The organism is Microbacterium sp. BWT-B31, assembly GCF_041379855.1.
In the GTDB taxonomy this organism is placed as follows: domain Bacteria; phylum Actinomycetota; class Actinomycetes; order Actinomycetales; family Microbacteriaceae; genus Microbacterium.
Genome location: NZ_JBFECU010000003.1, coordinates 318,135 through 344,874, shown reverse-complemented (window position 1 = coordinate 344,874; position 26,740 = coordinate 318,135). Strand labels below are relative to the sequence as shown.

Here is a 26,740-nt window from a genome sequence, read left to right as displayed (position 1 = left end):
GACACGTCGAGGTCCTCGTGATGGAACAGCAGTTGGCGCTACTGATCCTCGGGGACCTCGACCCCTACCCACCGACCATCACCCGGCGAGCCTCACCCCCACCAAATGTCCGAAGAGCCGGATACGTATGCGCCGAGCGAGGTGGACGCGTCCGCAGGCTCGAAGCCCGAGCCCTGGATCTTCGCGAGGTCGAGAACGCTGTTGCGCGGTCGCGGCGCGACCGGACCTGAAGCTGACGCGAAGTACTCTTCGGTGGTCACGCCCGTCACGCGGGCAGGATCGTGGCCACTGAGCTCGAACACCCGGCGCGCGATGTCGGCCCACGACGTCGGCTCGCCCGCACCGGTGAGGTTGTACACGCCGTATGGGGCATCCGCCTGGATCAGGTGACGGATGCCGCGCGCGAGGTCGCTGGTGAACGTCAGGCGTCCGATCTGGTCGTCCACCACCTTCGGGTCGATGCCGCGCGCGGCGAGCGAGGCCATCGTGCCGACGAAGTTCTTGCCGTCGCCAATGACCCAAGAGGTGCGGACGATGTAATGGCGCGGCGCTGTTGCTGCGGCAAGATCGCCGGCCGCTTTGGTCTGGCCGTAAACCCCGAGCGGGGCGACCGGGTCCGACTCGGTGTACGGGCGCGCGGAGGAGCCGTCGAACACGTAGTCGCTCGAGACCTGCACAAGGGTGATGCCGTTCGCGGCTGCAACGCGGGCCAGCGCCGCGACTCCCGTCACGTTCGCGGCCCACGCGGCCTGGCGTCCCTCGGGTGTTTCGGCCGCGTCCACCGCGGTGTAGGCAGCGGCGTTGATGATCGTGCCGTAGTCGCGCCAGCGGCGCGCTGTGGCCAGTTCGGCCGACGCGAGGTCGAGGTCGTCCCGGGTCGCGAACTCGACCTCCGGGGCCTCCGCGAATTCGGCGCGCAGCGCCCGGCCGAGCTGCCCGCCCGCGCCGAGCACCAGGGTCTTGCGCGGCGTCATGGGCGTGACGTCCGCCAGCCGCGGGTGCTCGAGGTCCTTCGCCGAGATCTCGACCTGATCCAGCGGGATCGGCCAGTCGATCGCGGCCGTCTCGTCCGAGAGGTTCAGGAACGTGTACGAAGCGCTCGGCGACCAGTGGTCGTTCACGAGGTACGTGTAGGCGGTGTCGGGCTCGAGCGTCTGGTAGGAGTTGCCCACGCCTCGCGGCACGAAGATCGCGCGCGACGGGTCGAGCTCGATCGTGAAGACCGTCCCGAAAGAGGGGCCCTCCCGCAGATCCACCCACGCCCCGAAGATGCGCCCCGCGGCGACCGACACCCACTTGTCCCACGGTTCGGCATGGATGCCGCGCGTCGTGCCGACAGCGTCGTTGAACGAGATGTTGTTCTGGACGGGAGCGAAGTCGGGCAGCCCCAGAGCGACCATCTTCTCGCGCTGCCAGTTCTCTTTGAACCATCCGCGACTGTCGCCGTGGACGGGAAGATCCCAGTACACCAGCCCGGGGATAGGAGTCTCGGTCGGCGAGAGCTGCTTGCCGAAGTCGGTCATCACTGGCCCTTGGACGCGTAGAACGCCTCGACGCCGTCCTTGGCGCCGGCCCACCACGCCTCGTTGTCGCGGTACCAGGCGATCGTGTCGGCGAGGCCGGTCTCGAAGTCCTGGAAGCGCGGCTGCCATCCCAGCTCGGTGCGAAGCTTGGTGGAGTCGATCGCGTAGCGCAGGTCATGGCCGGCGCGGTCGGTGACGTGGTCGTAGGCATCGTTCGACTTGCCCATCAGCTGGAGGATCAGCTCGACGACCGTCTTGTTGTCTTCCTCGCCGTCCGCGCCGATGAGGTACGTCTCACCGATGCGGCCCTTCTCGAGGATGGTGAGCACCGCCGACGAGTGGTCGTCGGCATGGATCCAGTCGCGAACGTTCTCGCCCTTGCCGTAGAGCTTCGGACGGATGCCGCGGATGACGTTCGTGATCTGGCGCGGGATGAACTTCTCGACATGCTGGTACGGCCCGTAGTTGTTCGAGCAGTTCGAGATCGTCGCCTGCACGCCGAACGAGCGCACCCACGCCCGCACCAGGAGGTCGCTGCCGGCCTTGGTGGACGAGTAGGGCGAAGACGGGTTGTACGGGGTGTTCTCGGTGAACCGGGCAGGATCGTCCAGCTCGAGGTCGCCGTAGACCTCGTCGGTCGAGATGTGGTGCAGACGCGTGCCGTGCCGGCGTGCGGCCTCCAGCAGCGTGTAAGTGCCGACGATGTTGGTGTCCAGGAACGGGCGCGGGTCGTGCAGCGAGTTGTCGTTGTGGGATTCCGCCGCGTAGTGCACGACGGCGTCGACGCCGGCGAACAGCTCGTCGACGAGGGCGGCGTCGGCGATGTCGCCCTGGACGAACCGGACGCGATTCTCGGGCAGACCGTCGAGCGACGCGCGGTTGCCGGCGTAGGTCAGCTTGTCGAGCACCGTCACATGGTCGTCAGTGTGCTCGACCACGTGGTGGACGAAGTTCGATCCGATGAAGCCGGCGCCACCGGTGACGAGGAGTCTGCGCATCAGTACAGAATACGGGCGGATCCCGCCGACGCGGTTTGTCGACTCCCAGACTCATGCCGGAGACTAGAGGGTATGCGTGGCATCATCCTGGCGGGCGGCACCGGTTCGCGGCTCCACCCGATCACTCTCGGCATCTCGAAGCAACTCGTTCCCGTCTACGACAAGCCGATGATCTACTACCCGCTGTCGACGCTGATCCTCGCGGGCATCCGCGACATCCTCATCATCACGACGCCTCAGGACTCGGAGCAGTTCCAGCGTCTGCTGGGCGACGGCAGCAGGTTCGGCGTCTCCCTCACCTACAAGAACCAGCCGTCGCCGGATGGGCTCGCGCAGGCATTCATCCTCGGTGAGGGCCACATCGGGTCCGACTCCGCCGCGCTCGTGCTGGGCGACAACATCTTCTATGGCCAGGGCATGGGCACGCGTTTGCGCCAGTACACCGACCTGCGCGGCGGGGTCGTCTTCGGCTACTGGGTCGACGACCCGACCGCTTACGGCGTGGTCGAGTTCAACGCCGTCGGCAATGTCGTATCGCTCGAAGAGAAGCCGTCTGCTCCCAAGAGCAACTATGCGGTTCCCGGTCTCTACTTCTACGACAACGACGTCGTCGGGATCGCGAAGAGCCTGAAGCCCTCTCCGCGGGGCGAGCTGGAGATCACGGACGTCAACAAGGCATACCTCGAACGCGGCGACCTCAAGGTCGAGCTGCTCCCTCGCGGCACGGCCTGGCTGGACACCGGCACCTTCGACTCGCTGAGCGAGGCGACCGACTTCATCAAGACGGTCGAGAAGCGTCAGGGCCTGTCGATCGGATGCCCTGAAGAGGTCGCGTGGCGCATGGGCTTCCTCTCGGACGACGAGCTCCGCGAGCGGGCCGAGCCTCTGGTGAAGAGCGGGTACGGCAGCTATCTGCTCCGGCTGCTCGCCCAGCACGCATGATGCACCAGATCGCGGCATCCGCCCCGTCGCCGACCGCATCAGTGCCCGAGCCCACTGCGTTTCCCAGTGACGGGCGGCGAGTCATCCTGTACGTCATCGACGACCGACGCGGCGACGTGCCGGATCATGCGTTCACCGCGCTGCGCGAGTTGGCGCGCTGGGCGAGCGCGGTCGTCGCGATCGTCGCCCGCGGTACGAGCGCAGCGGATCTGGCGCGACTGCGCGACGCGGTCGATGAGGTCGTCGAGCACGATGGCCCCGGCGCCTACGCCGCATACTCCACCGCCCTCCGCGCAGCGAGGGTCACCATCGCGGGTGCGGACGAAGTCGTCTTCACCGGCGACAGCTGGTACGGACCGGCCAGACCGCTCGCCCCGATCTTCGACCGCATGGATTCGACGACCGCGCATCTTTGGCAGATGACGGGCAACATCGACGGCGCGGTCGAATCGTTCCCCGAGGAAGGCTTTCCCGGGCGACCTCTCACCTGGCTCTGGATTGCCGTGCGTCGAGCGCTGCTCGATTCCGCGCAGTGGGCGCGCGCGTGGTCGGCGCTCGGCAAGAGGTCCGAGCACGAATTCGTGGCGGGGCTGTCCGAAGCCGGATTCACCGCCGTCGAGGCGTTTCCCGCGCGGAACTATCCGCGCGGCGACCCCGCGCTCTTCGCGCCCGACCTCCTTCTCGATGACGGTTTCCCGTTCCTGAGCAAGACGGTCTTCGCGCAGTACCCCCCTCTGCTCGACCGGCACGCGGTGCTGGGCCGTGAGCTGCTCAGCGTCCTCGCGCAAGAGGGATTCGATCTTGCCGAGACCTGGCGCGATCTGGCTCGAACGGTGGCGCCGAAGGCCCTCAACACGATCGCGGGCATGCTCGAGGTGCTGCCCGAGTACCCGCCGTCCGACGGGGGCGGCCAGGCGCACCGCCTCGCTGTGATCGCCTACGTGCCCGATGTCGCATTCGTCGACGAACTGCGTGCCCGCCTCGTCGAGCTGCCACACGGGTTCGACCTGTTCGTGACCACCGGCGACGGCGCTCGCGCGCAGGCGATCGATCGAATGCTGACGGACTGGCCCGACCCTCCCTTCCAGCGCTTCGAGACGCGGGTGTCGTGGGCGCGCCGGGGACGCGACAAAGCCGCACTCTTCATGGCGTGCCGCGACGTCATCCTCGGCGACGACTACGACCTCCTGATCGTCGTGAACGGCAGGGTCTCGTCGCGCAAGACCGCCAACATGCGCGACTACTCGCGGCGCTATCAGCTCGACAATGTGCTGGGGAGCGCCGGCTATGTCGAGAATCTGCTCGAGCTGTTCAGGAAGGAGCCCGGTCTCGGGCTCGTCTTCCCGCCGATGGCCCACATCGGCAACACGATCATGGGTCGCGGCTGGGGCCCGTATCGAGAGGCGGCGGTCGAGTTGTGCAGGCGGATGGGGGTGCGAGTGCCACTGGACCGGGTCACACCACTCGCGCCGTTCGGCGGGACGTGGATCGGTCGTCCGGCGGCAGTGCGTCCCCTCGCTGAGGTGCGCTGGACGGTCAACGACTACAACCGGGCAAACCGGCGCAAGCACGTGCAGTTGGGGAGCGTGCAGGAGAGGATCCTTCCTCTCGTCGCCGCGGAGCAGGGCTACCACTGCCGCACCGTGATCAACGGTGAGCACGCCGCCATCAGCCACACGTCGCTCGAGTACAAGGCGGATCAGCTGTTCTCGACCACGCGCGGCTACCCGGTCGAGCAGATCAGGTTCATGCATCGGGCGGGCTTCACCGGCCACGGGGGAGTCGTCGCGCTGTCTCGCATGTACCTTCGCGTGAACCATCCACTGCTGTCGCGTCTTCTGCTCCCGCTGTACAGCTTGTCGTACTGGGCATTCACGATCCCCAAGCTCGTGCGCCGCGGACTTCATCCGACCACCGCCGATGAGGGGTCCGATCGATGAGCAAGACAAGCGATCTCGTCGTCTTCCCGTCGCGGGCGTCAGAGCCATTCCCGCAGGACGGTCGTCGACTGCTGATCTACGTCGTCTACGACGTTCGCGGCGACGTGGAGGACTACATCCCGTACGCGCTCAGGGAGTTGCGAGTCCACGTCGCGCACATCCTCGTCGTTGTCAACGGCACGCTCACCGCGCGCGGGCGCGCAGCGCTTGCGCCGGTCGCCGACGAGGTGCTCGAACGCGAGAACCGCGGCTTCGACATCTGGGGATACAAGGCCGGCCTGGACCATCTCGGTGAGAGCATCGCCGAGTACGACGAAGTCATCTTGGCCAACGACACCTGGTTCGGTCCGATCAACCCGTTCGGACCTGTCTTCGACCAGATGGACGGGCAGTCGCTGCACTTCTGGGGCATGACCGACCATGCGCGCGTGGAGCCGCATCCGTTCACCCAGACCGGCTATCTGCCGTATCACCTCCAGTCCTACTGGATCGCTGCGCGCAAGAGCATGTTCCTCTCGGACACCTGGCGCGCGTACTGGCGCGACCTGCCCGAGATGAACTCGTACTCCGACGCCGTCGTGAAGCACGAGGGAGTGTTCACGGAGCACTTCTCGGACGCGGGATTCATCGGCGAAGTGGCGTTTCCGATCGTCACCGAGACCGCCGAGAACTATCCCGTGCTCTACGCACGGCAGCTTCTGGAAGCGGGCTGCCCGACTCTCAAGCGCCGCCCCTTCTTCCAGTGGCCGGCGCATCTCGATCGCCTGGCGGTGATCGGGCGCTGGACGCTCGACGTGGCCGAGAAGTCGGGGTATCCGCTCGAGCTGATCTACCAGGACCTGGCCCGCAACGTGCAGCCGCGCGTCTACAACGCAGACGCAGCGATGCTCTCGGTGCTGCCCGAGCAGGACGTCTCGTATGACTCTTCGGCGCCCCTGCGCACCGTTGTTCTCGCACACATCTTCTACGCCGAGATGACGGACGAGATGCTCGATCGGGCCGAGATGCTGCCCGGCGACTACGACCTCGTGGTGACGACCGCTGACGAGGAAAAGGCAGCGGCGATCCGGCAGGTCATCGCGGGTCGGCGGCGGCGCGGCAAGAGCGAAGTGCGCGTGGTCGCCTCCAACAACGGCCGGGACCAGGGCGCGTTCCTCATCGATTGCCGCGATGTGCTGCTGGACGGCGGCTACGACCTGGTGGTCAAGATCCACTCCAAGAAGACGCCCCAGGACATCTTCCATGTCGGGCGGCACTTCCGTCGCCAGCAGTTCCTGAACCTCTTGAACAGCCCCGGCTACACGGCGAACGTCGTCGCCCTCTTCCAGCAGGAGCCCGGTCTCGGGATCGTCTATCCGCCCATGATCCACCTCGGGCATCCCACCCTCGGACACAGCTGGTGGTCCAACAAGCACGGTTTCTACGAGCGCTGCAAGCAGCTCGGAATCCGAGTCCCGCTCGACGACATCTCGCCGCTTGCTCCATTCGGCTCGATGTACATCGCCAGGCCAGCGGCACTGCGCATCCTCGTGGAGCACGAGTGGACGTACGACGACTTCGGCGGCTCCGAGGCGTACCAGGACGGTGGCCTGGCTCACATTCTGGAGCGCATGCCGTCCTACGCCGCGGGCGAACTGGGCTACCACACCCGCACGATCGCCAACGCCGAGTACTTCGCGATGAGCCACACGGCGCTGGACTACAAGCTCGACCAGATGTCGGAGACGATTCCGGGCGCCACGATGGACCAGATCGGCGTCCTCCGGGACCTGGGGTACATGGGCGCGGGCAACATGAGCGACTTCGTCCGCATGTACATGCACCGGCACCGCCCCGATGACGAGCAGGCGATCGAGACGTGGTACCAACGCGCGGAGAGGGTTCGAGTCATCCTTGCGCGCCTGCGGCGCCCCCGCTCCTGGCTTCGGCGCGCACGCTGACGCCCGGCAAGAGCACAGAATCGCCCAGGATAGACTTTTCCATCATGCCTTCACAGAACGAGTCCGTCGAGATGCGGTTCCGTCGGCTCGCGGCAGTTCCGCTGGAATCCGTCGGCGGCTCCTACCCCTTCACCCCCAGAGGCATCCTCGACTCGGTGACCGACGCGGTCAGCCAGCGAGAGATGCTGGGGCTGCTTGTCAAACGTGATCTGAAGTCGAAATACAAGGATTCCGCGCTCGGATTCCTCTGGTCGCTGGCGCGCCCGCTGGTGCAGCTTCTCATCTACTTCGTCGTGTTGGGACAATTCCTCGGCGCCGCTCGCGGCATCCCGGACTTCGCCATCTACATCTTCACGGGGCTCACCGCGATCGGGCTCTTCACCGAGATCGCCGTCGGCGGCACCGGTTCGATCATCGCCAACGCAGGGCTCGTCAAGAAGGTGTACGTGCCTCGGGAGGTCTTCCCGCTCGCCAGCGTCGGATCGGCTCTGTTCAACTTCCTCGTGCAGTTGTGCATCCTGGTCCTGGCGACGTTCCTGACGGGCCACCCTCCGTTCCACTGGGCCATCCTGTACGCGTTGCCCGCCCTGGCGATCATCGTCGTCTACGGTCTCGCGTTCGCACTCTTCTTCGGCGCGCTGAACGTCTATCTGCGCGATATGCAGTACCTGGTCGAAGTGTTCACCATTCTTCTGTTCTGGGCATCGCCCGTCGTGTATTCCTGGCAGATGGTGCGCGACCTGGTCCAGAACCCGGTCATCGTCGAGATCTACACGAACAACCCGCTCACCCTCGCGATCCTCGGCTTCCAGGAGGCGTTCTGGGTGGCAGGAGCGGATGCGGCGCAACCCGATCTCCTCCTTCTGCGCATGTTCGTCGCATTGATCGTCGGGCTCGTCGTGCTGGTCGGGTGTCATCGCGTCTTCCTGCGTCTGCAGGGCAACTTCGCACAGGAACTCTGAGGCAATGATCGACAACCCTGTAGCGCCGGTGTCGGCGCCCGTCGTGATATCGGCGTCTGCCGTGTCCAAGCGGTTCACCGTGCGAAAGGACACCTCACTCAAAGAGAGGATCGTCACGCTCGGTCGCGCGGGGCGCCGCCACAAGCAGGACTACTGGGCTCTCAGCGACGTGGGTCTCGAGATCCAGGCCGGCACGACCGTCGGCCTCATCGGGCACAACGGTTCCGGCAAGAGCACCTTGTTGAAGGTGATCGGCGGGATCATCCTTCCGACGACCGGAGAGGTCCGTCATCGCGGGCGGGTCGCAGCGCTGCTCGAACTCGGCGCCGGATTCCATCCTGATCTCACCGGCCGAGAGAACGTGTTCCTGAACGCGGCGGTGCTCGGCTTGAGCACAGCCGAGACGGAGGCGCGCTTCAATGACATCCTTGAGTTCTCGGGCGTCGCCGACTTCATCGACACGCAGGTCAAGTTCTACTCGTCGGGCATGTACGTGCGTCTCGCATTCGCGGTCGCCGTGCACACCGATCCTGACATCCTCCTGGTCGATGAGGTGCTCGCCGTCGGTGACGAGCAGTTCCAGAAGAAGTGTCTCGACAAGATCAAAGAGTTCCAGGATGAGGGGCGCACGATCATCATCGTCAGTCACGCGCTCGAGCAGATCGAGTCGCTCTGCGATCGTGTCGTTCTGCTCAACCGTGGGCAGGTCGTGCTGGACGGGACGGCGCGAGCCGCGATCGACCGCTTCCGTGAGCTCCTCGCCAGCGGGGAGGGAACGCGCGGGGTGCAGGGCGAGCGGGCATCGCACAGCCTCGAGATCTCGGCGATCGAGATCCGTGATTCGACCGGCGCGATCTCGACGCGATTCCGAATAGGCGAACCGGTCGACGTCGCCCTCCATGTGCGAGCGCTTCGCCCGGTCGAGCGATGGGCCGCAGGCTTCAGCATCAACACGCGTCACGGTCAGCTCGCGCTGGCGAGCAACACCGATGTGCTTGATGTAGAGCTCAGCCCGATCACGGATGCGAGAGTCTTGCGCATCTCACTGACAGATCTCGGGCTCGGTCCCGGCGAGTACTTCGTCAACGCGAACGTCGTCGGGCTGAGCGTCAGTTCGTCGCACTCCGTGACTCAGGGAGCGACCTTCGTGGTGGAGGGCGATTCGGGCACGATGGGTCCTGCGGCTGCGACGGCGCGACTGCTCGAACAGCCGGTCTCGGGAGAAGGCGGCTGAGCGCGTCGCTCCGATCCGCGCGAGCACGACCCGTCGGGGCCCGGCCGCCCCTGCGGCAGAGCGTGGGAAACCCCGCCGATGAAGCCCTCGTGCGGCGCGTACCGGGCGCCGGTCGCATACGGATTCCCCAGATTCCAGCCGTTAGGATTAATCGTGCGCCCCGGCACGCCTCATTCACTCTCCATGAGAATCCGATGTCACTCCCTGTCATGAATGCCGCCCTCCCGCGGGTGTCCCGACCTGCGAACGGCGTCGGGCCGAGCGGAGCCCTCTGTTGACAGCATCAGAGAACTCGACACCGGGGAAGGATCGTCTTCGTCGTGCCCGCGCGGTTTGGCGGACGATCGTCCAGCCGCGCGAGGACGGACTGCCCAACGCCTGGGTGGTTTCGCTGCCGCTCGGGCTGCTGGCGATGGTCTTCGTCGTCCTGGTCGGTCTCGGCTTGACGGGATCGTCGTCGGGGGCGGTGCACTCGCTCATCAGCACGTCGGCGGACGCGGACCTGGTGTCCGGGCATCCGCAGGCGATCCGCAGCGACGAATGGTTCGTGCAGACGCCCTGGACCATCTCGCAGGTCGAGCAGGGTCTTCCCATCCGGAACGAGACGTTCCCCGGCGGGATGGACGCGACAGTCCAGCATGATCTTCCCGCCCTCGACTGGTCGACCGCCCTGCGGCCGCATCTGCTCGGCTTTCTCGTGCTCCCGCTCGATCAGGCGATGGCGTTCAAGTGGTGGCTGCCCGGCTTCGCGATGATCGCCGCCGTCTATCTCTTCGTCGTGGCGCTGCTTCCCCGCCGCCCGGTCGCCGCGTCGATGATCGCGGTGGGATTCTTCTTCGCGCCGTTCTTCCAGTGGTGGTATCTCTCGATCACGTTCTTCGCGGCGGCCTGGGCGTTCCTCGTGATGGCGACCGTCGTCTGGTCACTGAAGTCGCGCGGCAGGTGGGGCCCGTGGGTGCTTGCTGCGCTCTGCTCGTATGTCACCGTGACCATGGGCACGACCATCTACGTCCCCTTCATCGTTCCCGCTGTTCTGGTGACGCTGGCCTTCAGCGTCGGCGCGGTGCTCACTCGGGATGCGAAGGGCGAGTCGATCGGCCGGCGAGTGCGTCGGATGATCCCGCTTCTCGTCGCCGGAGCGGTCGCGATCGCGGTGCTTGCGCTCTGGCTGCTCACGCGCTGGCAGACGATCGTCGGGTTCACGAGCACCGTCTACCCCGGCGAGCGACTTCAGAACGTGGGTGGAGCGGGTCTGCGCGAGTTCGATGCGCTCTTCAGCGGCCCACTGTCCGGCAGCCTCGAGAGCACGTCCGGGCACCCGTTCGCCGCGAACAGCTCCGAAGCGTCGACTTTTCTTCTGCCGGGGATCTTCCTGGCCGTGGTGCTCGTCTGGCTGGTGGTCGACCGCTTCCGCTCCACGCGTCGAATCGACTGGCTGACGGTCGCGGTGCTGGCCATGGGCGCGCTCCTGCTGGCGTTCCTGTTCATCCCGGGATGGGATCCGGTGGCGCACGTGCTCCTGCTCGACCGCACGACCTACGGCCGCGTGCGAATGGGCTTCGGCATCCTCAGCATCGTCATGATCGTCCTGGTGGCTGTACGCATCTCGGAGCACAGGGAAGCGGGGCTCCGCCCTGTCCCGCACTGGGTCGCCGCCGTCTGCACGCTGCTGGCCGCGGTGGTCGTCGCCCGTGTCGCATGGGTGCTCGTCCGCGAATTCGGCCTCTCGGCCCTTCGCGAGCAGGTCCATCTGACGGGAATGGTCGCGGCGGCTGTCGTGCTGCTGCTGTTCGTGGGCTCGGTGTGGCTGTTCGCACGTGGGCACCTGGCAGGAGGCGCCGCGGTCGTGCTCGTCGTGTCGATCGCCGCGGCGAGCGGCGTCAACCCGCTGTATCGGGGCGTCGTCGACCTTCGGGAGACCGATATCGCGGCCGAGATCGAGCGGCTCAACGCAAACTCTCCAGGAAACTGGGTCGGCATCTCGACGACCACCCTGCCGACGATGCTGCTGATCGAGACCGCGGTCCCGTCGTTCAACGGCTTCCAGAGCGCGCCATCCGAGGACATGTGGTCGGAGATCGACCCCGGTGGGCGCGAGGAGGCCATCTGGAACCGGCTCGCGAACGTGTCGTGGGTCGTGGGCGAAGGAGAGCCCGACCCCCGAAATCCTGCGCAGGATCAGATCCAGATGACCTTCGACTCGTGCTCCGTGTTCGCGCAGGAGAACGTCCGGTGGGTCATCTCCGAGGTTCCCGTGCAGCAGTCCTGCCTCAGCCTCATATCGACCGTGACCGAGGGACCTACGGTCATGCGGTTCTACGAGGTCGTCGCCGACTGACAGCTCCGGTCGGCAGACGGGTCTGCGACGGCTCGGCGGCCGGACAGCCCCCGGGGCGGCATCGGATACGATTGATGGCGCGGGTCAGTCGATCCGACACCCCCACGTCTTATCTCGCGAAAGGCATGCGATGCCGCATACGGTTGCGCTCGGTGAACCGACTGTCGGTGAAGAAGAGCTGCAGGCGGTCGCGCGTGTCTTCGCCTCGGGCTGGCTCTCCGGTGCAGGACCGACCTGCCGTGAGTTCGAAGAGAAGTTCGCTGTCTCCGCCGGTACTGCGCACGCCCTCGCGACAAGCAACTGCGGATCCGCCCTGCACCTGGGTCTGTCGGTCCTCGGCGCCGGTGCCGGCGATGAGGTGATCGTGGGCGACTACACGTTCCCCGCCACCGGGCATTCGGTGATGTGGACGGGTGCGACGCCGGTCTTCGCCGACATCCGGCCCGATATCTGGACGGTGGATCCGGCGGCCGTCGAGGCGGCGATCACACCGCGCACCGTCGGCATCCTGGCAGTGGACGTCTTCGGTCAGTCGGCGGACTATGACGAACTCCGAGCGATCGCCGACAAGCACGGCTTGTGGCTCATGGAGGATGCCGCGTGTTCGGCGGGTGCCTCGTATCGCGGTCGCGCGGCAGGCAGCCTGGCCGATGTCGCCACCTTCAGCTTCCACGGACGTAAGGGCATCACTGCCGGCGAGGGCGGGGCCTTGACGACGGATGACTCAGAACTGGCCGACCACGCGCGCAAGCTGCACACCTACGGCATCGCGCCGGCCCTGTCGCGCGAGGGAAGCACGGACCTGCCGATCCCGTCCTTCGATGAGGCGGGCTACAACTACCGGCTTTCCGACGTGGCGGCGGGAATCATGCTCGCACAGCTCGAGCGACTGCCGCATCTCGTGGCACGCCGGGGCGAGATCGCCGCAGCCTATGCGCAGCGCCTCGCCGCCGTCGACGGCGTCCACGCACCGGTCGCGCTCGATGACCGTGTTCACCCGTGGCAGTCGTACGTCGTGACGCTCGACCCGGGCATCGATCGCGGGGCGGTCGTGCACCACATGCGCGGCAACGGTGTCCAGTGCAATTTCGGCACCTACGCGTCGCACGTTCAGCCGGTCTACGGATTCTCCGGTTCGCTGCCGATCTCGGCGGATCTGTTCACGAGGCATCTCGCGATCCCCATGCATGCCAACCTCACCGAGGAAGACGTCGATCGCGTGGTCGAGGTCTTGACCGACGCAGTCGCCGGCGCCCGGTGACCATTTCCTGACCAGCACGAGAAAGAGCTACTGATTCATGTCCGAGAAGAAGGTTTTCGTCGTCGGTGGAGCGGGCTTCATCGGCCTGCACGTCGTGGATCAGCTGCTGGCTGACGGCTGGCGCGTGCGCATCTTCGACAACATGGTCAGGGGGGACCGGGATCGCGCCAACGAACTCGCCGCCACCGGCCGCGTCGATGTCGTCGACCAGGACACCCGCAACGGGGCGGCCGTGCTCGCGGCCATGCGCGGGTATGACCACGTCATCCATCTCGCCGCCGACTCGATCAACAAGAGCGTCGCCGATCCGTACTCCTCGTTCGACATCAACGTCGTGGGCACGCACAACGTCGTCGCCGCTGCGGCCACCCTCGGTGTCAAGCGCGTCGTGTTCGCTTCGAGTGCGTCGGTGTATGGGGATCCCGAGAAGCTCCCGATGCACGAGGACGACAAGCTCAACCCGCTCACGCCCTACTGCATCGGAAAGCGCACGGGTGAGGACATCCTCGCGTACTACGAGCGGCGGTCGGGACTGTCCTGGATCGCGCTGCGCTTCTTCAATGTCTATGGCGAAGGTCAGAAGACGACGGCGTACTACACCTCCGTCATCAACCACTTCGTGAACCGACTCAAGCGCGGCGAGGCGCCCATCATCGACGGCGAGGGCAAGCAGTCGATGGACTTCATCCACGTCACCGACATCGCCCGCGCCGTCGTGCTCTCGCTGACCTCGCAGAAGGCGAACATGCCCATCAACGTGGGGACGGGCATCGACACGACCGTCGAGCAGCTCGCCCGGATCCTCATCGCGGCGGTGGGCTCCGATGTCGAGCCCCAGTTCAACCCGCGCGACGTCTTGGTCTCCCGTCGTGCGGCCGACATCACACGCGCCAAAGAGGTCATCGGCTTCGAGGCTCAGGTCGACGTCATCGACGGGATGACCCGACTGGTCCAGAACTCCTGACCCCACCGACGATTCGCCGGACGATGTCGGACTTTCCCGAGAACCCCTACAATCCGCACGCGTGGATCATCGGCGATCCGGTCATCGGGGCCGGAACCTGGATCGGGGCTTTCACCCTCGTCGACGGCTCGGGAGGCCTGGAGATCGGCGCTGGGTGCGACATCTCGTCCGGTGTGCACATCTACACCCACTCCAGCGCCAAGCGCTGCGTGTCGGGGCGGCGGTTCCCGCAGGTCGAGCGACGCCCGGTGAAGATCGGCGACCGTGTCTTCATCGGTGCGAACGCCGTCATCAACATGGGCGTCACGATCGGTGACGAGGCGGTGATCGGCGCCGGGGCTGTGGTGACCGGCGACGTCGAGGCCCGCACGATCGTCGGCGGTGTGCCGGCGCGAGTCATCGGGTCGGTGGATCTGTCGGATCCCTCCGATCCCCGCTTCCGCTGAGCGGTCCCCGGACGACTGATCGCCCGGGGACCGGCCTCAGCGTGCTTCAGTCAGCGCCGCGATCGCCGCGTGCGAGGGCAGGATCGAGCGTCGCTCCTGATCGGCATCGGCGAGTCCTTCGATGAGATCCACGAAGTGATCGAACTGTGCGGCGAGCGGCTCCCGTGAGTTCGTGATCTCAGGGATCTCGATGGACGTCTGCTGCCGGAATCCGCGGCCGTCGGCGTCAGCGGCGTCGACGACTCCGTGGCGGTACACGGTGACGTCACGGCGCAAGAGGTCGATCTCGACGAGACGGTCGAGTTCGTGCACGGTCATGGTGCGATCCTTCTTCTGACCGATCCGGCTCGCCGACAGCTGGGCGACTTGCCCGTCGGCGAACCCCAGGGTCGCGGATGCGACGTCCTCGGCTCCTGCGACCGAGTCTGGGTGAAAGTACCCGAGCGCGCCCTTGGTCGATGTCGGCGCCTCGCCGAGGATGCTGATGGCGAGGTCGACGTCGTGGATGAGCAGATCCCACGCGACACCGGTCTTGATTCTCGGAGCGTAGGGGGAGTGCCGCGTCGACGTGATGTGGATGGGCGCAGAGATGAAATGGCGCGCGGCCATCACCGCGGGGTTGAAGCGTTCGAGCAGGCCGCACAGGATCGGAACTCCCGTCGCGGCCGACAGCTCGACGATCTCGCAGCTCTGCGCGTAGTCGTTGACGACGGGCTTCTCGACCAGCAGCGGGACTCCGGCGTCGAGCACACTCTTGGCGAGGCCGTAGTGAGCTTCGGTGGATGCGGCGACGATGACCGCGTCGATGCCGCCGAGGTCGCCGAGCTCGGCGCTCCAGCGTGCGCCGTACCGGTCTGCGACGGCCTCGCCGGTCGGCTGGTGGCCGTCGATGATGCGGCTGAGGTTCGCGCGGGCGGATGAGGCCACCACTCGCGCGTGATGGGACCCCATCGTGCCCGCGCCGACGAGCGCGACATTGATCACGGTCATGCTCCGAGCACTCGACGCACCGTCGAGAGGATCTCGTCGATGTCGTCGTCCGTGAGATGCGTGTGCACGGGCAGCGAGACGGCCTCTCGAGCGACCTGCTCGGCGACCGGCGTGGGATCGAGGACGACATCTGCTCGATCCCGATACGCGTCATAGTCGAAGACGAGTCGCGGGTAGTAGATGCCTGCGCCGATGCCGGAGGCCGTCAGCCGTTCGACGAACTCGTCGCGTCCGACCCTGGCCGCTTCGGTGATTCGCACCGTGTACTGGTGCCACACGTGACGACGGCCCGGCAGCTCTGCCGGGGTCACGAGTCCGGGGATCCCGGCGAGCCCCTCTGATAGCTTGGCCGCGTTCTCTGCCCGCCTGCTGATCGTCGACTCGTAGCGTTGGATCTGCGGGATGCCGAGGGCGGCCTGGAGGTCGGTCATCCGGTAGTTGTGACCGCGAATCACGTAGTCGTAGCGCGCGCGCATTCCCTGGTTGCGCAGGATGCGAAGCCGTTCGGCGAGATCGTCGTCGTCGGTGGTGATGATGCCGCCCTCACCGGTGGTGATGTTCTTCGTCGCGTAGAACGAGAAGGAACCGACTCCGAAGCTTCCGGCAGCCCTGCCGTTCTGCGTGCTCCCGTGTGCCTGAGCGGAATCCTCCAGGACGCGGAGGCTGTGCTGCTCGGCCAGCGGCATGAGGCGATCCATGTCGGCGACCTGACCGTAGAGGTGCACCGGCATGAGCACCTTCGTCTTCGGCGACACCCGCTCCGCGACCGACTCGGGGTCGATGTTGAAATCATCGGCCGAGATATCGGCGAACCGGGCGGTCGCTCCCGCCTCGAGGATCGCATTGAGCGTTGCGGCGAACGTGAAGGGGCTCGTGATGACTTCGTCGCCGGGTTCGAGATCGAAGCACTGCAGTGCCGCCACGAGCGAGGTTGTTCCGTTGTTCACCGCGACAGCGTGCGCGACACCCGTCAACTCCGCGAACTCCTGTTCGAACTGCGCGACCAAGGGGCCCTGGGCCACCCGACCGGAACGCAGGACCTCGAGCACCAGCTGCTCTTCAGCCTGCCCGAACTCCACAACCGTAATGGGTATCATGAAACCTACTCACTAGAGCGTCTGGATGACCTCCCAAGCATACTTGCGAGGACACGGTGCCTTTCGCGCGCCGGCATCCCCACTGAGAGGCAGTCCCATCTCCGCCAAGCGAAGCCCCCGTTCGTGGGCGCTGATAATCCTGCGCTACACACTGCTCGTCACGGTCATCGGCTTTGCGGTCTACTACCTGATCTCCCAGTGGCAGGAGGTCTCGGCTGCCATCAAGGTCATCGCGCCGGCGTCGATCGTGCTCTCGCTGCTGCTCGTCGCAGCCGGGGTGGGCTTCGGCACGTTGTCCTGGATCATCGTCCTCAACGGGCTCGGGCCGCGCGTTCCCGTCCTTCGGGCCGCGCAGGTGCTCCTGGTCGGACAACTGGGCAAGTACGTCCCCGGCTCCGTGTGGTCCTACGTCATGCAGATGGAACTCGGCCGGCAGTACGGGATCGCAAGGCCGCGCGTCCTGGTGACCTCTCTCTACGCGGCCGGCGTCGGGGTCGTGGCGTCGCTCGTGCTCGGCTCGCTCGCCCTGCCGATCCTCATTCAGGATCACCCGGCGATGCTGTGGCTCTTCGCGCTGCTGCCGATCGGACTGATCTGTCTTCACCCGAAGGTGATGACGTGGCTCGCGTCTGTGGTCTTGCGCATCTTCCGCCGTCCGCCGCTCGATCACCAGGTGTCGTTCAGCGTCGTGGCGGGCGCACTCGGCACGGCGATCGTGTCGTACATCTGCTACGGACTGCACCTGTTCGTCCTGGTGAACTCGCTCGTGGACCCGGACTTCGGAACACTCGTCCTCATCACGGGCGCGATGGCGATCGGCTTCACGGCGGGACTCGTGGCGTTCTTGCTGCCGTCGGGCATCGGCGCCCGTGAAGCGGTGCTGGTCGGGGCGCTCACGCTGGTCCTGACCGTTCCGGAGTCCGTCGCCATGACCGTCGTCTCGCGGATGATGTTCACTTTGACGGATCTGGCGGCAGCGGGTGCGGCCGCCCTCGCCGTGCTGGTCATGCACCGGCGCCTCGCGCGCGAGGGCTCCGTCAACGTCGAGCGTGCGCCGTACGACGAAGCGTTCGCCGACTCGACCGACTCGGGAGGGGCGCCGCGATGAACGACATCCACCCGACTGCCGTCATCGGCGAAGGTGTTCGCCTGGGCCGGGGGAACACCATCGGCCCATTCGTCGTCCTGACCGGCGATGTCGTCATCGGCGACGACAACTGGATCGGCACCGGCGTTGTGATCGGTGCGCCCCCGGAGGTCCGGACGTTCGACCATCCGCGCGCGGCGGGCGACGACCCCGGCGCGGGTGTCGTCCTCGGGTCGGGCAATGTCATCCGCGAGTATGCCCAGATCCACGCAGGCCTGAAGTCGCCGACGTCGATCGGCGACGCGGGATTCATCATGAACCAGGTGTACATCGCGCACGACGGGCGCGTCGGGAACGGGGTGACGATGGCATCGAGCGTGCTCCTGGCCGGTCACGCGACGGTCGGAGACGGCGCCAACCTCGGGCTCGGGACGAAGGTCCACCAGTTCCGTTCGGTCGGCGCCGGGGCGATGGTGGGGATGGGAGCGCTGGTCACGAGGGATATCCCCGCGTTCGCATTGGCCTACGGCGCTCCCGCCCGGGTCGTGGGAGCCAACCGCGTCGGCCTGCAGCGACAGCATGTCGACGCTTCCCTCGTGGAACGGATCCATCGCGCCTACCTGAGCGGGGAGGTGCCCGATCTCGTCGGGGCCGACCTGCCGGACCACATCGCACGAGCACTGAGCGGGGCATCATGACGGACTCTCGAGTGGATCTGCTCATCGTCGGGTCGGGCCTGTTCGGCCTGACGATCGCTGAGCGCGCCGCGGCATCCGGTCGCAAGGTGACGATCATCGATCGGCGCCATCACATCGGCGGCAACGCGTTCAGCGAGTACGAGGCGACCACGGGCATCGAGGTGCACCGCTACGGCGCGCACCTGTTCCACACCTCCAACGCGACGGTGTGGGAGTACGTGAACCGCTTCACGACGTTCACGAACTACGTCCACCGTGTGTACACGAACCACAAGGGCGTCGTGTACCCGCTGCCGATCAACCTCGGCACGATCAACCAGTTCTTCCAGGCGGCGCACTCGCCCGATGAGGCCCGCGCGCTCGTGCATGAACTCGCGGGGGAGTTCGACCCCAAGTCGGCCCAGAACCTCGAGGAGCGCGGCATCGGCCTCATCGGCCGTCCGCTGTACGAGGCGTTCATCCGCGACTACACCGCCAAGCAGTGGCAGACCGACCCGAAGGAGCTCCCGGCCGAGGTCATCAGCCGCCTTCCGGTGCGCTACACGTACGACAATCGCTACTTCAACGACACCTGGGAGGGCCTTCCCACCGACGGCTACACCGCGTGGCTCGAGCGGATGGCCGACCACGCGAACATCGAGGTGAAGCTGTCCACCGACTTCTTCGACGCGTCGCAGCCGCTCAACAAGAAGGACGCGGTCGGCCAGGTGCCGATCGTCTACACCGGCCCCGTGGACCGCTACTTCGACTACGCCGAGGGCGCGCTGTCGTGGCGGACGCTGGACTTCGAGGAGGAGGTGCTCGAGGTCGGCGACTTCCAGGGCACGTCCGTCATGAACTATGCCGACGCGGATGTCCCGTTCACGCGCATCCACGAGTTCAAGCACTTCCACCCCGAGCGCGCCGACCGGTATCCCGCCGACAAGACCGTGATCATGCGCGAGTTCTCGCGCTTCGCGACGCTGGACGACGAGCCGTACTATCCGGTGAACACGCCCGAGGACCGGGCGGGTCTGCTCGCATACCGCGAGCTCGCCAAGGGCGAGCGGAACGTCTTGTTCGGGGGGCGTCTGGGAAGCTACCAGTACCTCGACATGCACATGGCGATCGGCTCTGCGCTGTCGATGTGGAACAACCAGCTCGCGTGAGCGCCGTGTCGACCTCAGGGAGCGCCGAGGGCGGTGCCGACTCGCAGGAGCGGCGGATCGTCTGGCGCACCGTCCTTCCCGAGCGCGACATCGCCGAGGTCGTGCCGCTCTATCTCGACGGCGAGGCCGACGGCGCCGGCCTGCAGCTGACGGGCCGCGCCTCGCTGTCGATTCCGGCCGGGCGCACGGTGTCGTTCGGCTCGTACTTCAACGCGTTCCCCGCCGCGTACTGGCAGGCGCATACGGCGGTGCGCGAGGTGCGGCTGCGGGTGCGTGCATCGGCGGCGGACGGTCTCGTGCGCGTCTTCCGATCGGATGCCGCGGGCAAGGGCGTCCTCGTCGCCGAGAGCGGCTTCACCCCCGACCAGGAGAACGTCTTCGACCTGCCGCTATCGGGCTTCGACGGCGGAGGGCTGTACTGGTTCGACCTCGCCGCGCGCGGCGCTGCGCTGGAGTTCGCGGGCGCCGACTGGTCGATCGCGACCACGGGCCCCGCCGGCACCGCGACGGTGGGGATGGCGACGTTCAACCGGCCGAGCGACTGCCTGAACCAGCTGCTCGCACTCATCGCGGCGCCCGAGGTGCTCGCGCTCATCGATCGCGTGGTGGTCGTCGACCAGGGGACGGACAACGTCGAGGCGCAGACGGGCTTCGCTTCGGCCGCGGCGGCGCTGGGGGATCGGCTGGTGCTGATCCGGCAGCCGAACCTCGGCGGCTCGGGCGGGTTCTCGCGGGCGATGGCCGAGGCGCTCGCGCGCGACGAGAGCGACTACGTGCTCATCCTCGACGACGACGCGATCAGCGAGCCCGAGGCGATCGCGCGCGCGATCGCGTTCGCCGATGCCGCGGCCACTCCGGCGATCGTCGGCGGGGGGATGCTCCACCTCGATGACCGGGCCGTGCTCTACACGCAGAGCGAGCAGTGGGACCGGCGCATCGGCTGGGTCGACCTCGACCGGCCGGGAGCGTACGACCACGACTTCGCGAGCGCGCCGCTGCGGGAGTCCCCGTTCCTGCATGCGCTGCACCGCTCGGACTTCAACGGCTGGTGGATGTGCCTCATCCCGGTTCCCGTGCTGCGGCGCGTGGGGCTGGCGCTGCCGCTCTTCCTGAAGGGCGACGACGTCGAGTTCGGCATGCGCGCGGCCGCGCACGGCATCGCGACGGTGAGCGTGCCCGGGGTCGCCGTGTGGCACCTGGGCTGGGGCGGCAAGGCCCCGACGCGCTCGTGGGAGGCGTACTTCCTGCACCGCAACCGCCTCATCGGCGAACTCCTGCACACGCCCAGCAGGCGCCCGGCGGGGGTGATCGCGCACTCGTTCCTGGGCGACCTGAAGCCGTTGCTGACGCTGCAGTACGGCGCCGTCGCCCTGCGCGCGCAGGCGATCGTCGACGTGTTCGCCGGCCCTGAGCGTCTGCCGGGCCGGCTCGGCACGCGCGTCGCCGAGATCCGAGAGGGCTGGGCGGGATTCCCGGATGCCGCCTCCGTCGACACCTCTGCGGCGACGATCGGCGACGGAACAGTCGTGGCGGTGCCTTCCGGTCGCGTGCGTCAGGCAGCGCTCCTCGCGCGCATGTGGGGCCGACACCTCCTGCGGCGCGAGAGCCGCGAATCCGGCCTCCGCCCCGACGCGCACGTGACGGCGTCCGAGCTCACCTGGGCGAGCTTCGCGCGGATCGACTCGGCGTTCGTCGACACCTCGGACGGCACGGCGACCGTGTGGTACCGCCGCCGTCGCCGAGACACGGTGCGAGCGCTGTGGCGGAGCGTGCGACTGCACGCGCGCCTGTGGCGGCTGTGGCCGCGGCTGTCGCGCCAGTACCGGGACGCCGCACCGGGGCTTGCCTCGCCGGACGCCTGGGCGCGGATCTTCGAGGGCAGGGCGTGACCGGCCAGTGGCTGGGGGCGCTGCCCGCCGTTGTCGTCGCAATGGCGATCCTGCTGGCGCCCGGCCTCATCGCCACCGCCCCGCTTCGGGTCGGACCGGTGCCGCGCGTGGCGCTGAGCGCGGCGCTCAGCGTCGCCTGCATCGGCATCGCCGGAGCAGCCTTCGGCCTGGTCGGAATCGGCTTCTCGCCATGGCAGATCGTCGTGCCCGCCGTCGTCGTCGGGGCGGTCCTCCTGCTCGTGCGCGGAAGGCTGCCACGGCCCGCGGCCCGCGCGGGCGCCGACCGCGGGGCGTGGTGGCTGGTTCCGGCGTGGGTGGCGGCATCCGTCATCGTCGCCGTCGTGGCGTTCTGGCACGTGCCGTCGCCCGAGCTGTTCAGCCAGACCTACGACAACGTCTTCCACCTCAGCGCGACCGCGCACATCCTCACCGACGGCGACGCCTCGTCGCTGACGCTGCGCACCCTCATCGAGCCCGATCGCACGTGGTCGTTCTACCCTGCGGCCTGGCACACGCTCGTCGCATCGACCTCGATGCTCTCGGGGGCGAGCATCGCCGTCGCCTCGAACGCGGCGTGGATCGCGGTGTGCGCCGCCGTGTGGCTTCCGGGCGCCGCGTGGCTGGCGCAACTCGTCGTGCGCGGGTTCCCGCGCACGCGCGTGGCACTGGTCGCGCTCCCGATCGGCGCCTCGTTCGGGTCGATGCCGTACGCGCTGCTGTCGTGGGGAACGATCTACCCGACCCTGCTCGCCACGGCGCTGCTGCCGGCAGCGGTCGGCGTTCCCGTCGTGCTGTGGACGCGCCGGCGCGAGGTGGCGCGCGTGGTCGGCGTGCTCGGCGGGGGAGCGGCGCTGGCGCTCGTGCTCGGCGCGGTGTGCGTCGCGCAGCCGCGCGTGCTCGCGACGTGGGTCGTGCTCATCGCGCCGTTCGTGGTGGTGAGCGCCGCGCGCGTGTTCCTGCGGGCATGGCGTGCCGGAGGGATGCGGCGGCGGCGTGCGGTCATCACCTTGTCGGCGGTCGCCGCGGCGGGCGTGCTCGCGGCGGCGGCGGCGTTCGCGTACGTGGTGCTGCGCCTCGGACTCTTCGACCGGCCGCTCGACGACCGGCTCGGCGGCCCCCAGGCCCGCGCGACGCAGTCCGTGCTCGCAGGCATCCTCGAAGCCTTCGGCCAGGCGTGGCCGACGGGGTCGTCGGGCACGGTCGCCTTCAGCGCGATCCTCCTCGCCGTCTTCGTCGTTGTCGGCGCGGTGGCGGTGTGGCGTGCGGGCCGTTTCCGGTGGGCAGTGGTCTCGGCGGCGCTGCTCGTGCTGCTGTTCGCGCTCGCGGCCGGAAGCGACGACGTCGTCACGAAGCTCATGACGGCGCTGTGGTACAAGGACCGCTACCGCCTGAGCTCGGCGATCCCGGTGCTCGGCGTCGCGTTCGCGACGGCGGGGATCCTCGCCACGGCGGCGTGGCTGCGCGGGAGGTCGACTCTGCGCGAGCGCGCCGAGGGCGTCCTGGTCCAGGTGCTGGCCTGGCTCACCGCGCTCACCGCGGCGGCGACGCTCGTCGTCAGCGGAGCAGCGGCGTCGATCGGCGAGGTCTTCGAGATGCCGGACTCGGCCGCCGGCGACGAGGTCGTCTCACGGCAGCAGATCGATTTCCTGCGCCAGGTGGGCGAAATCGTCCCCGACGATCAGCTGCTGCTGGGCGATCCGTGGGACGGGTCGGCGCTCTCGCTGATGTTCGGGGGAGCGAGGCCGGTGTTCCCGCACGTGAACGGGCAGTGGGACGCCCACCGCATCGCGCTCGCGCACCGGTTCGCCGCGCTCGAGTCCGACCCCTCCGTGTGCGAGGCGCTCGACGCGCTGCGCGTGCGATACGTCGTCTACAACCCGCACGAGTTCGGCGGCGGAGACCCGATCGGCAACCAGTTCTTCGCGATCCATGACGCCGTCGAGGCGGGGCTGCTGGAGCCGGTCCTCACCGACGGGGAGTCGACGCTCTACCGTGTGGAGTCGTGCGGGCCGCTTCCGGATGCCGGAGCCGGCGGATGATCGCGGCTCACTGATCCCCGGCGTGGCGGTCCTCGCCCAGGCGCCCCCGCCGCTCGCTCATCTTCTCGCGCACGAGGTCCAGCCCGCCGCGCCGCAGGTAGTACGCGAAGAGCGCGAGGTCGCGCCGCCGCCCGCGGGGCATCAGGAGGATCTGCTCGAACCGGCTTCCCGCCATGCTGCCCGAACGCTGCGCCATGAGCTCGCGGTCCGCCGCCGGGCGGGGCGCGGCGCAGAACTCCAGAAGCGGCCTGAGCGTCTGGCTCCAGACGAACCGCTCGCGCAGGGCCCGGGCGCCGGCCGCGGCATCCGCCATCGACTCGGGGCTCGACAGCAGCTCGAGGATCGCCTCTGCGAGGGCACGGGGGTCGCCCGGCTCGACGACCCGCCCGGCGCCGGCGCCTCGGATGATGTCGGAGAACGCATCGCCGTCGCTGGCGACGACGGGGATGCCCGCCCACAGGCAGTCCAGGATCCGCGTGCGGAACGAGAAGCGCGTCTCGGCGTGCACCAGGTGCGTGCTCACACCGAGGTCGGCGTCGAGCAGGTAGTTCGCGCGATCGTCGTAGTCGACCCACGTGTCGTTGAAGAAGACGGTGCGGCCGGTGAGCCCGAGGCGCTCGGCAGCCTCGACCGTGTCGGCGATGGCCCGCATCTCGGGCACCTCGGGATTGAAGTGCGTCGTGCTGAGGAAGAAGAGCTTGACGTCGGGGCGCTCGTGGGCCAGGAGCCCCATCGCCTCGATGAGAGTGACCGGATCGAACCAGTTGTAGATGCCGCCGCCCCACAGCAGCACCGTGTCGTTCTCGCCGATGCCGTCCACGACGCCCTTGATCGCCCGGCGCGTTGCCGTCGGGGGCTCGGCGGCCAGGCCGAAGGGTGCGATATCGATGAGCGCCGAGAAGGTCTCGTCCTGCGTGTAGGTCAGCGGGTTCAGCCGGCCCATCGCCGACAGGTTGCCCAGCCACAGGTCGCGCTGGCGGTCGGACGCGCACAGAAAGAAGTCGGCGCGCGCGACCTGCTCGTTGAGCAGTGACACCGCCTTGCGGACCTCGTCGGTCCAGGCATCCGCCGGCTCGTACTTGTTCTGCTCGAGCTGCTCGAGCTGGAACGGGTCGTACAGGTCGGCGACGATGATCTTCGACGTGGTCCGCACGGCGGGGAAGATCCGGAACGACATGCCCTGCACGACGATGACATCCGCCCACTGCTCGTGCTGGACCATCGCGGCGTCGTCGGACTCGTGCACGAAGTGGAGCCCGAAGCGATCGGTCGTGCGCTCGATGCGCTTCCACGAGACGACCCGCACGTCGCAGAAGTCGCTCAGCAGATCGGCCATGTTCCACACGCGGATCGCGGGGCCTGCCATCTGCTCGCGGATGGGATCGCCCGTGATGATGAGCACCCGCGTGCGGCGCTGCTCGATCACAGATCCCGTCGAGCGATCGGTCACTGCAGTCCTCCTCATCGCCGCCCGATCGGGCGGCACGAACCGAATCAGCCTACCCGCGCGGGAGCCGCGTTCCCGAAGCGATGAGTCCGCCGGGCGTGATTCGGCGGCGTGCGTCGCACAGCCTAGGCTCGAAGACGTTCTTCGTGAGTCGAGGGTGGGTGCAGATGAGTTCAGTCGGCTCTGCGCCGGAGGTGGACCGCACCCCCGGCGCTCTTGCTCGCGGCTGGCTCATCGCCCACCTGGTCAGTCTCCTCGTCACCGCGGCGCTGATCATCGTCGCGGCCAGGGGCCAGTACTTCTATTACGACGAGTGGGACTTCCTGGCCGAGCGCTCGGAGTGGAACCTCTTGACGACGCACGTCGGACACCTGAGTCTGGTCCCTCAACTGCTCACGACGATCACGAAGTACGTGTTCGGTCTGCACAGCTATTGGCCCTATCTGCTGCCCGCCATCGCGGTGCACCTGCTGATCATCCATCTGCTGTGGCGGGTGATGATGCGTTCGAGTGCCCTGCCCCTTCTCGCGCTCCTCGGTGCGATGGTGTTCGGAGTGCTCGCCCCCGGAGCCGACAACGTCCTGTGGGCCTTTCAGGTCGGGTTCATGACGCCGCTCGCTCTCGGGCTGGCTGCGCTGCTCATCGTGATGCGCCCGGCGATGAGCCGGTGGGCTCTCGTGTGGGTGAGCGTCATGCTGGTGGTGAGTCTCGGATTCTCGGGGACGGCGCTGCCCATGATCGCAGTCGTGGTGCTCTACATCCTGGTTCATCACGGCTGGCGCCTCGCGCTGGTCCCGGCGCTGGCCTCTGCCATCGTGTACGGAGCGTGGTATCTGATCTTCAACCGTGCGCCGGCGATCTGGGACAACTGGCGAGCCGATACGCCGTCGGAGGTGTTCTTCGGCGTACCGGAATTCGTTGTGCACGGCTTTCTCGACAGTGTGCGGTCCTTTCTGCCGTTCGCGGCGTCGCCGGCCCTCGGCGTGGTCTCGGCCGTGCTGCTGGTGCTGCTGATCGTCTGGATTGTCTTCGACCTGCGACGTACCGGCTTGCGCAGCGCGAGCGTGGCGCACTACCTGGTCCTTGCGCTGGTGCTGTTCGCGATTCTCACCGCCTTCTCGCGTGTCGGGCTGGGGATTCCGGCGGCGTCGGTCGGGCGATACGCCTACGTGTACGGACTTCTGCTGACACCGGCGGGCGTGGCTGCGCTCGGTGTTGCCGCCCGACGGTCGCGCACCTTGACGGCGATCGCTGCGGCACTGCTGGTCGTCCTCTTCGCGTACAACGCCGGCGGCTTCGTGACGATCGCACGCGCGCAGAGCGCGGCCGAGCGGACCGTTCCGCGCGCGATGTCCGCTGCGATCGAGCTGGGAGGGTGCGACGACCAGTCACTGGCCGGTCGTGTGCCGTCACCGGTCATGGCTCCGACGCTCACGATGGCGGATATCTGCGCGTTCTTGGATCGCGGACAGTTCGAACCCGTCGCGTTCACGCCTGACGACCTCCTGGCGGTGAGGATGGTCTTCGACCTCACGGCGGAGGCAGTGGATGTCCCCGCCCCGGATCTGAACCGATGCGACTCTCCTCGAGCGGGAGGCGCAGTGGCCTATGACCCCGACACGCAGCTCGTCCATGTCGCCGAGGGCGCCACCCTCACAGTCCACGCGACGGAGGGCGACGCCCACGCCGACGTCCCGATCAGCGTCCCGTCCGGCGCGAGTCGATTGACCGGTCTGGATCAGGATGTCGTGCTGTCCATCGTCGACACCGAGGGGCTTTGCGTCTTCACGGAGTGAG

General features: G+C 67.5%; 20 protein-coding genes. 15 read left to right on the top strand and 5 right to left on the bottom strand.

Annotated elements, in window-relative coordinates; genetic code table 11:
- Nucleotides 1-92: 92 nt before the first annotated feature.
- A complete protein-coding gene (locus tag AB1K54_RS05865) occupies nucleotides 93-1,523 on the bottom strand; it encodes a sugar nucleotide-binding protein (RefSeq protein ID WP_371201785.1) in 1,431 nt (476 codons plus the stop codon).
- Complete coding sequence (rfbB, locus tag AB1K54_RS05860; protein ID WP_371201784.1) at nucleotides 1,523-2,521, bottom strand: dTDP-glucose 4,6-dehydratase; 999 nt, start codon at nucleotides 2,519-2,521, stop codon at nucleotides 1,523-1,525. Before rfbB ends, AB1K54_RS05865 begins: the two co-directional genes overlap by 1 nt.
- A 72-nt stretch (nucleotides 2,522-2,593) precedes the next feature.
- Between rfbB and rfbA the strand changes: the two genes are divergently transcribed.
- The 9 genes from rfbA (at nucleotide 2,594) to AB1K54_RS05815 (ending at nucleotide 14,548) form a co-directional block, all read left to right on the top strand.
- Nucleotides 2,594-3,463 (top strand): glucose-1-phosphate thymidylyltransferase RfbA, encoded by an 870-nt coding sequence (rfbA, locus tag AB1K54_RS05855; RefSeq protein ID WP_371201783.1) that lies wholly within the window; start codon nucleotides 2,594-2,596, stop codon nucleotides 3,461-3,463.
- Entirely contained in the window at nucleotides 3,460-5,403 is a 1,944-nt protein-coding gene (locus AB1K54_RS05850) for a rhamnan synthesis F family protein (RefSeq protein WP_371201782.1), read from the top strand. Before rfbA ends, AB1K54_RS05850 begins: the two co-directional genes overlap by 4 nt.
- The gene (locus tag AB1K54_RS05845; RefSeq protein ID WP_371201781.1) at nucleotides 5,400-7,343 is read left to right on the top strand and encodes a rhamnan synthesis F family protein; all 1,944 of its coding nucleotides are present in this window, start codon (nucleotides 5,400-5,402) and stop codon (nucleotides 7,341-7,343) included. The genes AB1K54_RS05850 and AB1K54_RS05845 overlap by 4 nt, the downstream gene beginning before the upstream one ends.
- A 44-nt stretch (nucleotides 7,344-7,387) precedes the next feature.
- Nucleotides 7,388-8,305, top strand: a complete 918-nt coding sequence (locus AB1K54_RS05840; RefSeq protein WP_371201780.1) for an ABC transporter permease — start codon at nucleotides 7,388-7,390, stop codon at nucleotides 8,303-8,305.
- 4 nt (nucleotides 8,306-8,309) lie between these two features.
- Complete coding sequence (locus tag AB1K54_RS05835; protein WP_371201779.1) at nucleotides 8,310-9,539, top strand: ABC transporter ATP-binding protein; 1,230 nt, start codon at nucleotides 8,310-8,312, stop codon at nucleotides 9,537-9,539.
- 382 nt (nucleotides 9,540-9,921) lie between these two features.
- Complete coding sequence (locus AB1K54_RS05830) at nucleotides 9,922-11,877, top strand: hypothetical protein (RefSeq protein WP_371201778.1); 1,956 nt, start codon at nucleotides 9,922-9,924, stop codon at nucleotides 11,875-11,877.
- A 130-nt stretch (nucleotides 11,878-12,007) separates the two neighbouring features.
- Nucleotides 12,008-13,138, top strand: a complete 1,131-nt coding sequence (locus AB1K54_RS05825; RefSeq protein ID WP_371201777.1) for a DegT/DnrJ/EryC1/StrS family aminotransferase — start codon at nucleotides 12,008-12,010, stop codon at nucleotides 13,136-13,138.
- 37 nt (nucleotides 13,139-13,175) lie between these two features.
- Complete coding sequence (locus AB1K54_RS05820) at nucleotides 13,176-14,102, top strand: NAD-dependent epimerase/dehydratase family protein (RefSeq protein ID WP_371201776.1); 927 nt, start codon at nucleotides 13,176-13,178, stop codon at nucleotides 14,100-14,102.
- Between the two features lie 23 nt (nucleotides 14,103-14,125).
- Entirely contained in the window at nucleotides 14,126-14,548 is a 423-nt protein-coding gene (locus AB1K54_RS05815) for a DapH/DapD/GlmU-related protein (RefSeq protein WP_371201775.1), read from the top strand.
- 36 nt (nucleotides 14,549-14,584) lie between these two features.
- Here AB1K54_RS05815 and AB1K54_RS05810 read toward each other — a convergent pair whose 3' ends face one another.
- Nucleotides 14,585-15,538, bottom strand: a complete 954-nt coding sequence (locus AB1K54_RS05810; protein ID WP_371201774.1) for a Gfo/Idh/MocA family protein — start codon at nucleotides 15,536-15,538, stop codon at nucleotides 14,585-14,587.
- On the bottom strand, nucleotides 15,535-16,635 hold the full coding sequence (locus AB1K54_RS05805; RefSeq protein WP_371201773.1) for a DegT/DnrJ/EryC1/StrS family aminotransferase: 1,101 nt from the start codon (nucleotides 16,633-16,635) through the stop codon (nucleotides 15,535-15,537). Before AB1K54_RS05805 ends, AB1K54_RS05810 begins: the two co-directional genes overlap by 4 nt.
- A 25-nt stretch (nucleotides 16,636-16,660) precedes the next feature.
- On the opposite strand from AB1K54_RS05805, the gene AB1K54_RS05800 reads away from it, so the two are divergent.
- The 5 genes from AB1K54_RS05800 to AB1K54_RS05780 are packed head-to-tail and all read left to right on the top strand — an operon-like array spanning nucleotide 16,661 to nucleotide 23,496.
- On the top strand, nucleotides 16,661-17,743 hold the full coding sequence (locus tag AB1K54_RS05800) for a lysylphosphatidylglycerol synthase domain-containing protein (protein ID WP_371201772.1): 1,083 nt from the start codon (nucleotides 16,661-16,663) through the stop codon (nucleotides 17,741-17,743).
- Nucleotides 17,740-18,420, top strand: coding sequence for a UDP-N-acetylglucosamine acyltransferase (locus AB1K54_RS05795; RefSeq protein WP_371201771.1), 681 nt, complete (start codon nucleotides 17,740-17,742; stop codon nucleotides 18,418-18,420). The genes AB1K54_RS05800 and AB1K54_RS05795 overlap by 4 nt, the downstream gene beginning before the upstream one ends.
- A gap of 11 nt (nucleotides 18,421-18,431) precedes the next feature.
- Nucleotides 18,432-19,568, top strand: coding sequence for a UDP-galactopyranose mutase (gene glf, locus AB1K54_RS05790; protein WP_371201799.1), 1,137 nt, complete (start codon nucleotides 18,432-18,434; stop codon nucleotides 19,566-19,568).
- Between the two features lie 5 nt (nucleotides 19,569-19,573).
- Nucleotides 19,574-21,457: a glycosyltransferase gene (locus AB1K54_RS05785; protein WP_371201770.1), complete on the top strand. Its 1,884-nt coding sequence runs from the start codon at nucleotides 19,574-19,576 to the stop codon at nucleotides 21,455-21,457.
- Entirely contained in the window at nucleotides 21,454-23,496 is a 2,043-nt protein-coding gene (locus AB1K54_RS05780) for a DUF6541 family protein (protein ID WP_371201769.1), read from the top strand. Before AB1K54_RS05785 ends, AB1K54_RS05780 begins: the two co-directional genes overlap by 4 nt.
- A 7-nt stretch (nucleotides 23,497-23,503) precedes the next feature.
- Here the strand turns inward: AB1K54_RS05780 and AB1K54_RS05775 are convergent, their stop codons facing one another.
- Nucleotides 23,504-24,946, bottom strand: a complete 1,443-nt coding sequence (locus AB1K54_RS05775) for a glycosyltransferase family 4 protein (protein ID WP_371201768.1) — start codon at nucleotides 24,944-24,946, stop codon at nucleotides 23,504-23,506.
- A 164-nt stretch (nucleotides 24,947-25,110) separates the two neighbouring features.
- Here AB1K54_RS05775 and AB1K54_RS05770 point away from each other — a divergent pair, with 164 nt between their 5' ends.
- Nucleotides 25,111-26,739: a hypothetical protein gene (locus AB1K54_RS05770; protein ID WP_371201767.1), complete on the top strand. Its 1,629-nt coding sequence runs from the start codon at nucleotides 25,111-25,113 to the stop codon at nucleotides 26,737-26,739.
- Nucleotide 26,740 lies beyond the last annotated feature (1 nt).

Excerpts from the sequence above, each read along its gene's own strand:
- AB1K54_RS05865 (WP_371201785.1), bottom strand. The coding sequence starts at position 1,523 with ATGACCGACTTCGGCAAGCAGCTCTCGCCGACCGAGACTCCTATCCCC.
- rfbB (WP_371201784.1), bottom strand. The coding sequence starts at position 2,521 with ATGCGCAGACTCCTCGTCACCGGTGGCGCCGGCTTCATCGGATCGAAC.
- rfbA (WP_371201783.1), top strand. The coding sequence starts at position 2,594 with ATGCGTGGCATCATCCTGGCGGGCGGCACCGGTTCGCGGCTCCACCCG.
- AB1K54_RS05850 (WP_371201782.1), top strand. The coding sequence starts at position 3,460 with ATGATGCACCAGATCGCGGCATCCGCCCCGTCGCCGACCGCATCAGTG.
- AB1K54_RS05845 (WP_371201781.1), top strand. The coding sequence starts at position 5,400 with ATGAGCAAGACAAGCGATCTCGTCGTCTTCCCGTCGCGGGCGTCAGAG.
- AB1K54_RS05840 (WP_371201780.1), top strand. The coding sequence starts at position 7,388 with ATGCCTTCACAGAACGAGTCCGTCGAGATGCGGTTCCGTCGGCTCGCG.
- AB1K54_RS05835 (WP_371201779.1), top strand. The coding sequence starts at position 8,310 with ATGATCGACAACCCTGTAGCGCCGGTGTCGGCGCCCGTCGTGATATCG.
- AB1K54_RS05825 (WP_371201777.1), top strand. The coding sequence starts at position 12,008 with ATGCCGCATACGGTTGCGCTCGGTGAACCGACTGTCGGTGAAGAAGAG.
- AB1K54_RS05820 (WP_371201776.1), top strand. The coding sequence starts at position 13,176 with ATGTCCGAGAAGAAGGTTTTCGTCGTCGGTGGAGCGGGCTTCATCGGC.
- AB1K54_RS05815 (WP_371201775.1), top strand. The coding sequence starts at position 14,126 with ATGTCGGACTTTCCCGAGAACCCCTACAATCCGCACGCGTGGATCATC.
- AB1K54_RS05810 (WP_371201774.1), bottom strand. The coding sequence starts at position 15,538 with ATGACCGTGATCAATGTCGCGCTCGTCGGCGCGGGCACGATGGGGTCC.
- AB1K54_RS05805 (WP_371201773.1), bottom strand. The coding sequence starts at position 16,635 with ATGATACCCATTACGGTTGTGGAGTTCGGGCAGGCTGAAGAGCAGCTG.
- AB1K54_RS05800 (WP_371201772.1), top strand. The coding sequence starts at position 16,661 with ATGACCTCCCAAGCATACTTGCGAGGACACGGTGCCTTTCGCGCGCCG.
- AB1K54_RS05795 (WP_371201771.1), top strand. The coding sequence starts at position 17,740 with ATGAACGACATCCACCCGACTGCCGTCATCGGCGAAGGTGTTCGCCTG.
- AB1K54_RS05770 (WP_371201767.1), top strand. The coding sequence starts at position 25,111 with ATGAGTTCAGTCGGCTCTGCGCCGGAGGTGGACCGCACCCCCGGCGCT.